General features: G+C 72.3%; 15 protein-coding genes. 11 read left to right on the top strand and 4 right to left on the bottom strand.

Annotation, left to right across the window (positions count from 1 at the left end; translation table 11 throughout):
• Positions 1-23 precede the first annotated feature (23 nt).
• A complete protein-coding gene (locus CCL05_RS20520; RefSeq protein ID WP_086561947.1) occupies positions 24-659 on the bottom strand; it encodes a TIGR03085 family metal-binding protein in 636 nt (211 codons plus the stop codon).
• Between the two features lie 84 nt (positions 660-743).
• On the opposite strand from CCL05_RS20520, the gene hisI reads away from it, so the two are divergent.
• The 11 genes from hisI to lgt all read left to right on the top strand — a co-directional run bounded on the left by hisI (position 744) and on the right by lgt (position 9,468).
• Entirely contained in the window at positions 744-1,139 is a 396-nt protein-coding gene (gene hisI / locus CCL05_RS20515; protein WP_086561971.1) for a phosphoribosyl-AMP cyclohydrolase, read from the top strand.
• An 11-nt stretch (positions 1,140-1,150) separates the two neighbouring features.
• Positions 1,151-2,632, top strand: coding sequence for an anthranilate synthase component I (locus CCL05_RS20510; protein ID WP_086561946.1), 1,482 nt, complete (start codon positions 1,151-1,153; stop codon positions 2,630-2,632).
• Between the two features lie 41 nt (positions 2,633-2,673).
• Positions 2,674-3,315 (top strand): TIGR02234 family membrane protein, encoded by a 642-nt coding sequence (locus CCL05_RS20505; protein ID WP_086561945.1) that lies wholly within the window; start codon positions 2,674-2,676, stop codon positions 3,313-3,315.
• Between the two features lie 119 nt (positions 3,316-3,434).
• Positions 3,435-3,686 (top strand): HGxxPAAW family protein, encoded by a 252-nt coding sequence (locus CCL05_RS20500; RefSeq protein WP_086561944.1) that lies wholly within the window; start codon positions 3,435-3,437, stop codon positions 3,684-3,686.
• A gap of 83 nt (positions 3,687-3,769) precedes the next feature.
• Positions 3,770-4,204, top strand: coding sequence for a DUF2752 domain-containing protein (locus tag CCL05_RS20495; protein WP_086561943.1), 435 nt, complete (start codon positions 3,770-3,772; stop codon positions 4,202-4,204).
• A gap of 139 nt (positions 4,205-4,343) precedes the next feature.
• On the top strand, positions 4,344-5,153 hold the full coding sequence (gene trpC / locus CCL05_RS20490; RefSeq protein ID WP_086561942.1) for an indole-3-glycerol phosphate synthase TrpC: 810 nt from the start codon (positions 4,344-4,346) through the stop codon (positions 5,151-5,153).
• A gap of 22 nt (positions 5,154-5,175) precedes the next feature.
• Entirely contained in the window at positions 5,176-5,364 is a 189-nt protein-coding gene (gene trpM, locus CCL05_RS20485; protein ID WP_086561941.1) for a tryptophan biosynthesis modulator TrpM, read from the top strand.
• Between the two features lie 116 nt (positions 5,365-5,480).
• Positions 5,481-6,767 carry a tryptophan synthase subunit beta gene (trpB, locus tag CCL05_RS20480; RefSeq protein ID WP_086561940.1) on the top strand — a complete coding sequence of 429 codons (1,287 nt, stop codon included), beginning with the start codon at positions 5,481-5,483 and terminating at the stop codon, positions 6,765-6,767.
• The gene (gene trpA, locus CCL05_RS20475; protein WP_086561939.1) at positions 6,764-7,582 is read left to right on the top strand and encodes a tryptophan synthase subunit alpha; all 819 of its coding nucleotides are present in this window, start codon (positions 6,764-6,766) and stop codon (positions 7,580-7,582) included. The genes trpB and trpA overlap by 4 nt, the downstream gene beginning before the upstream one ends.
• 86 nt (positions 7,583-7,668) lie before the next feature.
• Positions 7,669-8,445, top strand: coding sequence for a DsbA family protein (locus tag CCL05_RS20470; RefSeq protein ID WP_086561938.1), 777 nt, complete (start codon positions 7,669-7,671; stop codon positions 8,443-8,445).
• An 84-nt stretch (positions 8,446-8,529) separates the two neighbouring features.
• On the top strand, positions 8,530-9,468 hold the full coding sequence (gene lgt / locus CCL05_RS20465; RefSeq protein WP_086561937.1) for a prolipoprotein diacylglyceryl transferase: 939 nt from the start codon (positions 8,530-8,532) through the stop codon (positions 9,466-9,468).
• Positions 9,469-9,524: 56 nt separating this feature from the next.
• Here the strand turns inward: lgt and CCL05_RS20460 are convergent, their stop codons facing one another.
• The 3 genes from CCL05_RS20460 to CCL05_RS20450 all read right to left on the bottom strand — a co-directional run.
• Positions 9,525-10,346 carry an HpcH/HpaI aldolase/citrate lyase family protein gene (locus CCL05_RS20460; protein ID WP_086561936.1) on the bottom strand — a complete coding sequence of 274 codons (822 nt, stop codon included), beginning with the start codon at positions 10,344-10,346 and terminating at the stop codon, positions 9,525-9,527.
• Positions 10,343-11,530, bottom strand: a complete 1,188-nt coding sequence (locus CCL05_RS20455) for a CaiB/BaiF CoA transferase family protein (RefSeq protein ID WP_086561935.1) — start codon at positions 11,528-11,530, stop codon at positions 10,343-10,345. The genes CCL05_RS20460 and CCL05_RS20455 overlap by 4 nt, the downstream gene beginning before the upstream one ends.
• Positions 11,527-12,704: ADP-ribosylglycohydrolase family protein (locus CCL05_RS20450; protein WP_107400489.1), on the bottom strand; the 1,178-nt coding region annotated here is incomplete at its 5' end. The genes CCL05_RS20455 and CCL05_RS20450, both read right to left, overlap by 4 nt.

Here is a 12,704-nt window from a genome sequence, read left to right as displayed (position 1 = left end):
CACCCCTCAGCTCCCGGACTGCTTCAGATCCCGAGCTGCTTGCTCTCGTGCAGCTTCGCGATCGCGTCCTCGTCGCCGTCCAGCTCGACCTTGGCCTTGCTCTGCCGGCCGTAGGAGAACAGCACCAGCTCCGAGGGCTCACCCGTCACCGTGACCACCGGCGCGCCCCGCTGGGCGACGACCGTCTGGCCGTCCGGGCGGCGCAGCACCAGGCCCGTCGGGACGCTGCGCCCCATCAGCCGGGCGGTGCGCTCCAGCCGGGACCACAGGGCGTCCTGGAAGACCGTGTCGAGCTCGCGCGGCGACCAGTCGGGCTGGGCGCGCCGGACGTCCTCCGTGTGGACGTAGAACTCGATGATGTTCGACATCTCGTCGACCTGCTTGAGCGAGAAGGGCGAGAACCGCGGCGGCCCCGTACGGATCAGCTGGATCAGCTCCTCGTACGGCTTGTCGGTGTACTCCGCCATCACCCGGTCCAGGCGCGGCGCGAGCTGCTTGATCAGTATCCCGCCGGCGGCGTCCGGGCGGCGCTCGCGCACCACCACGTGCGCCGCGAGGTCCCGGGTGGTCCAGCCCTCGCACAGGGTGGGCGCGTCCGGGCCCGCGGTCTCCAACAGATCGGCGAGGAGAAGTCGTTCACGCTTGGCATGGGTCGACATGCGGCCCAGCCTACGACCGCCGATCAGGTCCGCACAGTGGACACTCCACCTGGCCTGTCAGTGGCGCGCGGCACAATGGTCGGCATGACCAGCACGTCCCCCCGGCCCAGCCGTCTCGACCCGGCGATCGCCGCCCGCCTCAAGCGCAGCGCCGACGGCCTCCTGCCCGCCATCGCCCAGCAGTACGACACCGGAGAGGTGCTGATGCTCGGCTGGATGGACGACGAGGCGCTGCACCGCACCCTGACCACCGGCCGGTGCACGTACTGGTCCCGCAGCCGCCGGGAGTACTGGGTCAAGGGCGACACCTCCGGCCACTTCCAGTGGGTGAAGTCCGTCGCCCTCGACTGCGACGCCGACACCGTCCTCGTACAGGTGGACCAGGTCGGCGCCGCCTGCCACACCGGCGCGCGCACCTGCTTCGACCAGGACGTGCTCCTCAAGGACGGCGGCTCCGACGCCCCCGCCTCGGATCAGTAAGGTCAGCGGCCATGGACCTCGAGACGTTCCGCAAGCTCGCCACCGACCGGCGGGTCATCCCCGTCACCCGCAAACTCCTCGCCGACGGCGACACCCCGGTCGCGCTCTACCGCAAGCTCGCCGCCGAGCGCCCGGGCACCTTCCTGCTGGAGTCCGCGGAGAACGGCCGCTCGTGGTCCCGTTACTCCTTCGTGGGCGTGCGGTCGGCGGCGACGCTGACCGAGCGCGACGGGCAGGCCCACTGGCTCGGCGCCCCGCCCGTCGGCGTCCCCACAGGCGGCGACCCCCTCGCCGCACTGCGCGCCACCATCGAGGCCCTGCACACGCCCCACCAGGACGGCATGCCCCCCTTCACCGGCGGCATGGTCGGCTACCTCGGCTACGACATCGTCCGCCGCCTGGAGAAGATCGGCCCCGGCGAGCGCGACGACCTGAAGCTGCCCGAGCTGACCATGCTCCTCACCAGCGACCTGGCCGTCATGGACCACTGGGAGGGCTCGGTCCTGCTGATCGCCAACGCGATCAACCACAACGACCTGGACACCGGCGTCGACGAGGCCCACGCGGACGCCATGGCCCGGCTCGACGCCATGGAGACCGACCTCTCCCGCGCGGTCGCCCAGCCCCCGGCCGCGCTCCCGCCCTCCGAGCTCCCCGAGTACACGGCGCTGTGGGGCGGCCCCGACTTCCAGGAGGCCGTCGAGGACATCAAGGAGCGCATCCGGGCCGGCGAGGCCTTCCAGGTGGTCCCCTCCCAGCGCTTCGAGACGCCGTGCACGGCGAGCGCGCTGGACGTCTACCGGGTCCTGCGGGCCACCAACCCGTCCCCGTACATGTACCTGTTCCGCTTCGACGGCTTCGACGTCGTCGGCTCGTCCCCCGAGGCCCTGGTCAAGGTCGAGGACGGCCGGGCCATGGTCCACCCCATCGCAGGCACCCGCTGGCGCGGCGCCACCCCGCAGGAGGACCAGGCCCTCGCCGACGAGCTGCTCGCCGACCCCAAGGAGCGCGCCGAGCACCTCATGCTCGTCGACCTGGGGCGTAACGACCTGGGGCGGGTCTGCGAGCCCGGCTCGGTCGAGGTCGTCGACTTCATGTCCGTCGAGCGGTACTCGCACGTGATGCACATCGTCTCGACGGTGACGGGCCGCGTCGCCCCGGGCCGCACGGCCTTCGACGTCCTCACCGCCTGCTTCCCGGCCGGCACCCTCTCCGGCGCCCCGAAGCCCCGCGCCCTGCAGATCATCGAGGAACTCGAACCGTCCCGGCGCGGCCTGTACGGCGGCTGCGTCGGCTACCTCGACTTCGCGGGCGACTCCGACACCGCCATCGCCATCCGCACGGCCCTCCTCCGGGACGGCACGGCCTACGTCCAGGCCGGCGCGGGCATCGTCGCCGACTCCGACCCGGTCGCCGAGGACACGGAGTGCCGCAACAAGGCGGCGGCGGTCCTGCGGGCCGTGCACACGGCGAACCGGCTGGGAAAGGCCTGAGATGAACCCCGGGTGACGGTTCGCCCGGGGTTCAAGCGATAGTGGGGTACGTGACTGCTGCACCTCATCCCCGTTCCGAAGCCGCCGGATCCGCCCGGGCCGGCCGCCGGAGCCTCGCCGTCGCGCTGCTGTGCGGTGCGCTCGGCGCGGCCGTGGCGCTGCTCGCCACCCGGCAGCGCTGGGCGGAGGGCACCGCGACGGTGGCCGGCGGCGCCTTCCCCCTGACCGCCAAGGGCAGCGACGTCACGGGCGTACCCGCGGCGCTCGCCGTGGTGGGCCTCGCCGCGCTCGTCGCCGTCTTCGCCGTCCGCCGGGCCGGCCGCTTCGTCGTGGCCGGGCTGCTGGCGCTCTCCGGCGCGGGCATCGTCGCCGCCGCCCTGCTCGGCGCCTCCGACAGCGCCGCGCTCGACGAGCAGGCCGCCCAGGCCTCCGGCGACACCTCCGCCTCCGTGGACACCCTCAGCCACACCGCCTGGCCGTACGTCGCGGCCGTCGGCGGCGTCCTGATCCTCCTGGCCGGGCTGCTCGCCCTGCGCTACGGCCGGCTGTGGCCCGCGATGTCCGGCCGCTACGAGCGCGGCGGCACGCCCCAGCCGCGCCGCAAGGCCCCCGCCGTCGATCCCGACCGTCCCGAGGACCTGTGGAAGGCACTCGACCGGGGCGAGGACCCGACGGGGGCCTGAGCCACGCGGGGGAGCGGGGAATATCGCAGGAGCACCCCCGCTCACCGGCCACGCGTGCGTGCGGGACAATGGGCCTGAGCGTCCTGCTCAGACACGCACACAGCAACGAGGAGCAAGCAATGGCGGGCAGCAGCCACGGTCACACCCCGGCCGCCTGGACCGGTGTCATCATCGCCTTCATCGGTTTCTGCGTCGCGGGCGCGTTCATGGTGATGGACCAGCCCGTGGGCTTCTGGGCGGGCATCGTCGTCATCCTCCTCGGCGGTGTCGCCGGCGGCATCATGCGGATGATGGGCCTCGGCCAGCCCAAGGACCTGCACCAGCCGCACCAGATGACCGGCGACCGCGAGCCGGCGCGCGCCGAGGGCTGACCCCGGCGGAACACCGCGTTGTCGCGTGAGGGGCGGCCGGCACTCGGGTGCCGGGACCGCTCCTCAGGTGTGTGCGGGGCACAATGCATACCGTGAACGCCGACAGCCGAAGGGTGACGCACAGCGTCCCGGGCCGCCTGGCCGTCCCCGCCGGGGTGCTCGCGGCCGTCGCCGCCGCGTTCGCCTACGTGGGCACGGTCGACCCCAACGAACCCGGCCACTACCCCGCCTGCCCGCTGCTGCACTACACCGGCCTGTACTGCCCCGGCTGCGGGGGACTGCGCAGCGCGCACGCCGTCGTCCACGGTGACCTCCCGGCGGCACTGCACGCCAACGCGCTCGCCGTCCTCGGCTATCTGGTCTTCGCCGTGCTGTGGACCGTATGGGTGGTCCACGCGGTGCGCGGGCGCCCGATGCGGTTCGACCCCCGTCCGGGGCTGGTGTGGGGCCTCGGAGCGTTGCTGCTGGTCTTCTCCGTTGTCCGGAACCTGCCCTTCGGTGGCTGGCTCCATCCTTGATCAATCGGCGGATGTCCAGGTACTGGGACCGGCGTCAACCGGATGCGAGGCCTTCGCCCCGCTGCGGATACCATCGCAGTGACCATCGGTTTTCGATCGGTCGCTGGAACTGTCAAGAGTCTGGAAGGGGGCCGCTCGCGTGAGTGTGCTCGACGAGATCATCGACGGAGTCCGTGCCGACCTCGCGGAGCGGCAGGCGCGCGTCAGCCTCGACGAGCTCAAGGAGCGCGCGGCGAAGGCTCCCGCGGCCAAGGACGGCGCGGCCGCACTGCGCGGCGACGGCGTCAAGGTCATCTGCGAGGTCAAGCGCTCCAGCCCCTCCAAGGGCGCGCTGGCCGCGATCGCCGACCCGGCCGGACTCGCCGCGGACTACGAGGCGGGCGGCGCGGCCGTCATCTCCGTCCTCACCGAACAGCGGCGCTTCGGCGGCTCGCTCGCCGACCTCGAAGCGGTCCGCGCCCGCGTGGACATCCCGGTCCTGCGCAAGGACTTCATCGTCACGTCGTACCAGCTGTGGGAGGCCCGCGCCTACGGCGCCGACGTCGTCCTGCTGATCGTCGCCGCCCTCGACCAGTCCGCCTTGGAGTCCCTCATCGAGCGCGCCGAGTCCATCGGGCTCACGCCGCTCGTCGAGGTGCACGACGAGGACGAGGTCGAGCGCGCGGTCGACGCCGGCGCCCGTGTCATCGGCGTCAACGCGCGCAACCTCAAGACCCTCGAGGTCGACCGCGGCACCTTCGAGCGCGTGGCACCGGAGATCCCCGACCACATCATCAAGATCGCCGAGTCCGGCGTCCGCGGCCCGCACGACCTCATCGCCTACGCCAACGCCGGCGCCGACGCGGTCCTGGTGGGCGAGTCCCTCGTCACCGGCAAGGACCCCAAGACGGCCGTCTCCGACCTGGTGGCGGCGGGCGAACATCCCGCACTCCGGCACGGCCGGGGCTGATCTCCCGCTAGGCTTGGCCCCGATGACTCTCACCATGACGACCGTGGACCGGTACGCCCGCCTCGCGCGCGGCTGCCGCCCCCGCGGCTGCCGAGCCCCCGCGCGCCGCGTCCACGGCCGCCGGGTCCGCTACGTCATCGGTGACGAGCCGGGCCAGGTGAACGGCATGCGATGGCAACAGCGCCCCGTAAGGGGCGCGGGGCAGTTCTGAATATGCGGCTCCGCCGCGTGGGCGCGACCAGCCCCAACGGGCCCGCAGCCAACTGACAATCCCCGCCCCCACGGCGATTAGTGCATCCCACACACACTCACCGTGAAGGTTTCCGCATGCCCAGCCAGTTCTTCATCCCCGACCCCGAGGGCCAAACGCCCAACACCGAAGGCTACTTCGGGACATTCGGCGGCAAGTTCATCCCCGAGGCCCTAGTCGCGGCAGTCGACGAAGTGGCCGTCGAGTACGACAAGGCCAAGCACGACCCCGAGTTCGCCAAGGAACTCGACGACCTCCTGGTCAACTACACCGGCCGCCCGTCGGCGCTCACGGAGGTGCCCCGGTTCGCCGAGCACGCCGGAGGCGCCCGCGTCTTCCTCAAGCGCGAGGACCTCAACCACACCGGCTCCCACAAGATCAACAACGTCCTCGGGCAGGCCCTGCTCACCAAGCGCATGGGCAAGACCCGGGTCATCGCCGAGACGGGCGCCGGCCAGCACGGCGTCGCCACCGCCACGGCCTGTGCCCTCTTCGGCCTCGAGTGCACGATCTACATGGGCGAGATCGACACCCAGCGCCAGGCCCTCAACGTCGCCCGCATGCGCATGCTCGGCGCCGAGGTCATCGCCGTGAAGTCCGGCAGCCGCACGCTGAAGGACGCGATCAACGAGGCGTTCCGCGACTGGGTCGCCAACGTCGACCACACGCATTACCTCTTCGGCACGGTCGCCGGACCCCACCCCTTCCCGGCCATGGTCCGCGACTTCCACCGCGTCATCGGCGTCGAGACCCGCCGCCAGCTCCTGGAGCGCGCGGGCCGGCTCCCCGACGCGGCCGTCGCCTGCGTCGGCGGCGGCTCCAACGCCATCGGCCTCTTCCACGCCTTCATCCCGGACGAGTCCGTCCGCCTCATCGGCTGCGAGCCGGCCGGCCACGGCGTCGACACCGGCGAGCACGCGGCGACCCTGACCGCCGGCGAACCCGGCATCCTGCACGGCTCCCGCAGTTACGTCCTCCAGGACGACGAGGGCCAGATCACCGAGCCGTACTCGATCTCGGCCGGTCTGGACTACCCGGGCATCGGCCCCGAGCACTCCTACCTCAAGGACTCCGGCCGCGGTGAGTACCGCGCGGTCACGGACGACGCGGCCATGCAGGCCCTGCACCTGCTGTCCCGCACCGAGGGCATCATCCCGGCCATCGAGAGCGCCCACGCGCTGGCCGGTGCCCTGGAGGTCGGCAAGGAGCTGGGCAAGGACGGGCTGATCGTGGTCAACCTGTCCGGCCGCGGCGACAAGGACATGGACACCGCCGCCCGCTACTTCGGCCTGTACGACACCGACGCCGAGGTCGCCGCCGACGCGGACACCGACACCGCCGAGATCGAGGGGGACGCCAAGTGAGCGGCAACATCGAGCTGTTGAGCGACACCCTCGCCGCGGCGAAGTCCGAGGGGCGGTCCGCGCTCATCGCCTATCTCCCGGCCGGGTTCCCGACCGTGGACGGCGGCATCGAGGCGATCAAGGCCGCCCTGGACGGCGGTGCCGACGTCGTCGAGGTCGGTCTGCCGCACAGCGACCCCGTCCTCGACGGGCCCGTCATCCAGACCGCCGACGACATCGCCCTGCGCGGCGGCGTGAAGATCGCCGACGTGATGCGCACGGTCCGCGAGGCCCACGCGGCCACCGGCAAGCCGGTCCTCGTCATGACGTACTGGAACCCCATCGACCGCTACGGCGTCGAGCGGTTCACCGCCGAGCTCGCCGAGGCGGGCGGCGCCGGGTGCATCCTGCCCGACCTGCCCGTCCAGGAGTCGGCGCTGTGGAGGGAGCACGCGGAGAAGCACGGCCTCGCCACCGTCTTCGTCGTCGCGCCCAGCAGCAAGGACCAGCGGCTCGCGCAGATCACCGCGGCGGGCAGCGGCTTCGTCTACGCCGCCTCCCTCATGGGCGTCACCGGCACCCGCGCGTCGGTCAGCTCGCAGGCCGAGGACCTGGTGGCACGCACCCGGGCCACCGGCACGGACCTGCCGGTCTGCGTCGGCCTCGGCGTCTCCAACGCCACCCAGGCCGCCGAGGTCGCCGGCTTCGCCGACGGCGTGATCGTCGGCTCGGCCTTCGTCAAGGCCATGCTGGACGCGCCGGACGACGCGGCCGGTGTCGAAGCCGTCCGCAGCCTGGCGGCCGGCCTGGCGCGGGGCGTGCGCGGACAGGCGTAAGAAACCGGGTAGTCATACAGGTCCCTCGTACGGGTGGACCTGGGGCCGGGGAGGCGCGGTGCGCCTCCCCGGTTCGTTTCCGGGGTGTGAGCGAGAAGAACCGTGAGGGGAAGCGCACCGCCCGGGAGAAGCTGGCGGTGGAGCGCGAGAAGCAGAAGGCCTCGGAGAAGCGCAGGCGCGCGCTGATCGTGGGCGGTGCCGTCGTGGCCGTCCTGGGACTCGCGGCGGTGATCGGCGTCGTCGCCGCCAACGCCGGGAAGGACGACGACAGCGAGGCAGCGGGCCCGGTCGTGGCGCCCTCGGGAGCCCAGGGCAAGGACGGCCTGGCCATCCCGGTCGGCAAGGACAGCGCCAAGTCCACGCTCACGGTGTGGGAGGACTTCCGCTGCCCGGCCTGCAGATCCTTCGAGACGACGTACCGGCCAGTGATCCACGAGCTGACGAACGCCGGCCGGCTGAAGGCCGAGTATCACCTGGTCACCCTCATCGACGGCAACATGCGCGGCACCGGCTCCGGCAACGCGGCCAACGCCGCGGCCTGCGCCCAGGACGCCGGGAAGTTCCCCGCGTACCACGACGTGCTCTTCGACAACCAGCCCCCGGAGGTCGACGACGCCTACGCCAAGAACGCCAAGCTGATCGAGCTGGCCGGCAAGGTCGACGGTCTGGACACCCCCGCCTTCCGCAAGTGCGTCGAGGACGGCACGCACAACGCCTGGGTCGCCAAGTCCCACCAGGCGTTCAACAAGGGCGGCTTCTCGGGCACGCCGACCGTCCTGCTCGACGGCAAGAACATCTACCAGGACCGGACGATGACCCCGGCGAAGCTGAAGCAGATGGTGCGGGAGAAGAACAAGGGGTGAAGGCTTTTCTCACGTGCCCGTTATGGACCCGTAGCCGGGCTGCCTGCCGCGGCCCGGGTCCGGCACGGTAGCGTCGACCTTGCCATGGAACTTGCCTTCATTCCCAGCCCGTCACGCGGGGTGCTGTACCTCGGCCCCATTCCGCTGCGCGGCTACGCGTTCTGCATCATCATCGGCGTCTTCGTTGCCGTCTGGCTCGGCAACAAGCGCTGGATCGCCCGGGGCGGGCGGGCCGGCACGGTGGCCGACATCGCGGTCTGGGCCGTGCCCTTCGGCCTCGTGGGCGGCCGGCTCTACCACGTGATCACGGACTACGAGCTGTACTTCAGCGAGGGCCGTGACTGGGTGGACGCCTTCAAGATCTGGGAGGGCGGCCTCGGCATCTGGGGCGCGATCGCGCTGGGCGGGCTGGGTGCCTGGATCGGCTGCCGACGCCGTGGCATCCCGATGCCGGCGTACGCCGACGCCGTCGCGCCGGGCATCGCCCTCGCCCAGGCGATCGGCCGCTGGGGCAACTGGTTCAACCAGGAGCTGTACGGCAAGCGCACCGACCTGCCGTGGGCCCTGGAGATCACGTCCTCCGCGGACGGCCGGGTGCCGGGCACCTACCACCCGACGTTCCTGTACGAGTCGCTGTGGTGCATCGGCGTCGCAGTCCTGGTGATCTGGGCCGACCGCCGCTTCCGGCTGGGACACGGCCGGGCGTTCGCGCTCTACGTCGCCGCGTACTGCACGGGCCGGGCGTGGATCGAGTACATGCGGGTCGACGACGCCCACCACATCCTGGGTCTCCGGCTGAACGTCTGGACCGCGTTCCTGGTGTTCCTGCTCGCGGTCACGTACCTCGTGCTGTCGTCGAGGAAGCGGCCGGGCCGTGAGGCCGTGGTGGAGCCCGGCGCCTCCGGCGGTGAAGCCGACGGTGACGACACATCCGTCGGTGAGGGCAAGGAAGACGGGGACAAGGAAGACGAGGCCAAGGCCGACGAGGCCAATGACGAGGCCGGGTCGGCGAAGAAAACCTGACGATCAGCCGCACGACATCGAGGGGGCCCGGAGCTGTCCGGGCCCCCTCGGTGCGTCTAACGGCGGCGTGCCAGGGACAGGGTGCGCTGGGCCGCCGTCACCACGGCCGTGTCGATGAAGCGGCCGTCCGGGAGGGCCTGGGCGCCCTGTTCCGCCGTCGCCGCCTTGACGATCGTCTCCGCTTGCTCGATCTCCTCCTCGGTGGGGAGGAAGGCCCGCTCGATGACCGGGAGCTGGCGGGGGTGGATCGCGGCCCGGCCCAGGAAGCCCAGAGCGCGGCCATGGGCGCAGGAGGCGGCCAGCCCTTCCAGGTCGCGGACGTCCGGGTGGACCGACTGGGCCGGCGGCGGCAGGCCCGCGGCCCGGGCGGCCACGATCACCCGGGAGCGGGACCAGTCGAGCCCCTCGTCGTCACATCCGCCCAGGTCGGCCCGGAGATCCGCCTCCCCGAGCGCGATGCCCCGCAGGGACGGGTGGGCCGTGGCGACGGCGTACGCCTGTTCCACGCCGAGGGCCGTCTCCAGGAGGGCGTACAGGGGCATTCCGGCGGGGACGGCGTGCTGGGCGATCCGGACGACCTCGGCGGCGGAGCCGATCTTGGGGAGCCGCAGGGCGCAGAGGCCCGGAGCGGAGGCGACGGCGGCGAGGTCCGGCCCGGCCCAGGGGCTGTCCAGGGCGTTGACGCGGACGTGGACCGGGACCGGCGGCAGCCCGGCGAGCAGCTCGGCGGTGGCGGCACGGGCGTACGCCTTCCGGTCGGGGGCGACGGCGTCCTCCAGGTCGACGACGACGATGTCGGCGCCGGAGGTGAGGGCCTTGGCGACCACGTGGGGGCGGTCGCCCGGGGCGTAGAGCCAGGTGAGCGGGAACGCCGTCATAGCGCGCCCTCCGCGCGCAGTGCCGTGAGGTCGGCCGGGGACAGGCCCAGTTCGGTGAGGACCTCGTCCGTGTCCGCGCCGTGGGGGCGGCCGGCCCAGCGGATCGCGCCGGGCGTGGCGGAGAGCCGGAAGAGGACGTTCTGCATGCGCAGGGGGCCCAGCTCCGGGTCGTCGACGGTGGTGATGGTGTTCAGGGCCTGGTACTGCGGGTCCGCCATCACGTCCCGGACGTCCTGGACCGGGGCCACGGCCGCCTCGGCCTTCTCGAAGGCGGCCAGGACGTCCGTGCGGGTGCGTGCGGCGATCCAGGAGCCGACCGCCTCGTCCAGGACGTCGGCGTGGCGGGCGCGGTCGGCGCCCGTGGCGAACCACGGCTCGTCGATCAGTTCCGGGCGGCCCACCAGGTGCATCACGCGCTCCGCGACCGACTGGGCCGACGTCGAGACGGCGACCCAGGTGCCGTCCGCGGTGCGGTAGACGCCGCGCGGGGCGTTGTTGGGGGAGCGGTTGCCGGTGCGGGGCTGGACGTGGCCGAGCTGGTCGTACCAGAGGGGCTGGGGGCCGAGGGCGGCCAGGATCGGCTCGATCAGGGCCATGTCGACGACCTGGCCCTCGCCGGTCCTGTCCCGGGCGGCGAGCGCCGTCATCACCGCGTACGCCGTCGTCAGGCCGGCGATGGAGTCGGCCAGGCCGAACGGCGGGAGCGTCGGCGGGGCGTCCGGTTCGCCGGTGATCGCGGCGAAGCCGCTCATCGCCTCGGCGAGGGTGCCGAAGCCGGGGCGGTGGGCGTAGGGGCCGAACTGGCCGAAGCCGGTGACGCGGGCCAGGACCAGGCCGGGGTTGGCGGCCGACAGCTCCGGCCAGCCCAGGTCCCACTTCTCCAGGGTGCCGGGGCGGAAGTTCTCGATGATCACGTCGGTGGTGGCGGCGAGGCGCAGGAGAGTGGTGCGGCCGCCGGGCTTGGACAGGTCGAGGGTGATGGTGCGCTTGTTGCGGCCGAGCATCTTCCACCACAGGCCGACGCCGTCCTTCGACGGGCCGTGGCCGCGGGACGGGTCCGGTTTCGCCGGGTGCTCGATCTTGACGACCTCCGCGCCGAAGTCGCCGAGCAGGGTGGCGGCGAGCGGACCGGCGAAGAGGGTGGCGAGGTCCAGGACGCGGAGGCCGGAGAGGGGCGCGGTCATGAGCGGTGGGTCTCCCGGTGGGTGAGATGGGCGAGGGTGTCGAAGCCGATGCCGTTGAAGTCGCCGACGGAGGTGGACAAGCGGTTCTTCAGCGGGGCCGTCCAGCGGTCGGGGAGCGCCGCGGGGTCCCCTGCCAGCAGTCCGGCGATGCTGCCGACGGTCGCGCCGCCCGAGTCGGTGTCCCAGCCGCCGCTCACGGCGCGGCAGATCGAGCCGGAGAAGTCGCCGTCGGCGTGGGTGAGGGCGGCGGCGACGAGGGCGGTGTTGGGGACGGCGTGCACCCAGTGGTGGGTGGCGGCGTGGGTGGCGTGCAGTTGGTCGACGACGGTGTCGAAGTCGTCGTGTTCCCCGGCGAGTTCAATGGCGTGGTGGACGGCTCGGGCGAGGCGGGAGCGGGGCGGGACGACGGTGAGGCCGGTGCGCAGGCAGGCGTGGACGTCGTGTTCGCCCGTCGCGGCCTGCGCGATGGTGGCGGCCGTGAACATCGCCGCGTAGACGCCGTTGGCGGTGTGGGTGAGGGTGGCGTCGCGGTGGGCCTGTTCTGCGGCGGTGGCCGGATCGCCGGGGTTGGTCCAGCCGTGCATGTCGGCGCGGATCAGGGCGCCGATCCATTCGCGGAACGGGTTGCGGTGGCGGGCGGTGTGCGGGGGTTCCAGGCCGGTGAGGAGGTTGCGGTAGGCGATGCGTTCGGCGGTGAAGGTGCGGCCGGCGGGGAGTTCGTCGAGCCAGGTGCGGGCCACGTCCGTGGTGGTGAAGGACGTGCCGTGGCGTTGCAGGAGGATGAGGTTGAGGAGGGGGTAGTTGAGGTCGTCGTCCTCGGGCATGCCGTCGATGTTCTCGGCGAGGGAGGTGCATGCCGAGCGGCGGTTCCAGGGGTGTTTCTGGAGGAGGTCTTCCGGGACGCCTCGGGCTGTGAAGTAGGTGGTGAGGGGCCAATTGCCGGTGGACTTGGCCAGTTGGCGGATGGCTTCGAGGGGGAGTTTCTCGACTGGTTTGCCCAGGAGGCAGCCGGCGGCTCGGCCCAGCCAGGCGGATTCCAGGTGCGGCTGTGTGGTGGCTGGATGCGGGTGGGGCGCGCAACCCGGCGCTGACGGGGTGCCGTCCGCGCCCACCCTCCCCCACTCTCGGCTTCGCTCGAGCGGGGGGACCCCCATCGCCCCAGCGGCACGACTGC

The sequence above is a fragment of the Streptomyces africanus genome, from assembly GCF_002150735.1.
In the GTDB taxonomy this organism is placed as follows: domain Bacteria; phylum Actinomycetota; class Actinomycetes; order Streptomycetales; family Streptomycetaceae; genus Streptomyces; species Streptomyces africanus.
The sequence above is the reverse complement of the archived record's forward strand: the minus strand, read 5'-3'. Positions and strand labels throughout refer to the sequence as shown.

Bases quoted from the DNA above. Each gene is read 5' to 3' on its own strand.
- hisI (WP_086561971.1), top strand. From the start codon at position 744: ATGACCAGCACGTCCCCCCGGCCCAGCCGTCTCGACCCGGCGATCGCC.
- lgt (WP_086561937.1), top strand. From the start codon at position 8,530: ATGGAACTTGCCTTCATTCCCAGCCCGTCACGCGGGGTGCTGTACCTC.
- trpM (WP_086561941.1), top strand. From the start codon at position 5,176: ATGACTCTCACCATGACGACCGTGGACCGGTACGCCCGCCTCGCGCGC.
- CCL05_RS20520 (WP_086561947.1), bottom strand. From the start codon at position 659: ATGTCGACCCATGCCAAGCGTGAACGACTTCTCCTCGCCGATCTGTTG.
- CCL05_RS20495 (WP_086561943.1), top strand. From the start codon at position 3,770: ATGCATACCGTGAACGCCGACAGCCGAAGGGTGACGCACAGCGTCCCG.
- CCL05_RS20500 (WP_086561944.1), top strand. From the start codon at position 3,435: ATGGCGGGCAGCAGCCACGGTCACACCCCGGCCGCCTGGACCGGTGTC.
- CCL05_RS20510 (WP_086561946.1), top strand. From the start codon at position 1,151: ATGGACCTCGAGACGTTCCGCAAGCTCGCCACCGACCGGCGGGTCATC.
- CCL05_RS20460 (WP_086561936.1), bottom strand. From the start codon at position 10,346: ATGACGGCGTTCCCGCTCACCTGGCTCTACGCCCCGGGCGACCGCCCC.
- CCL05_RS20455 (WP_086561935.1), bottom strand. From the start codon at position 11,530: ATGACCGCGCCCCTCTCCGGCCTCCGCGTCCTGGACCTCGCCACCCTC.
- trpB (WP_086561940.1), top strand. From the start codon at position 5,481: ATGCCCAGCCAGTTCTTCATCCCCGACCCCGAGGGCCAAACGCCCAAC.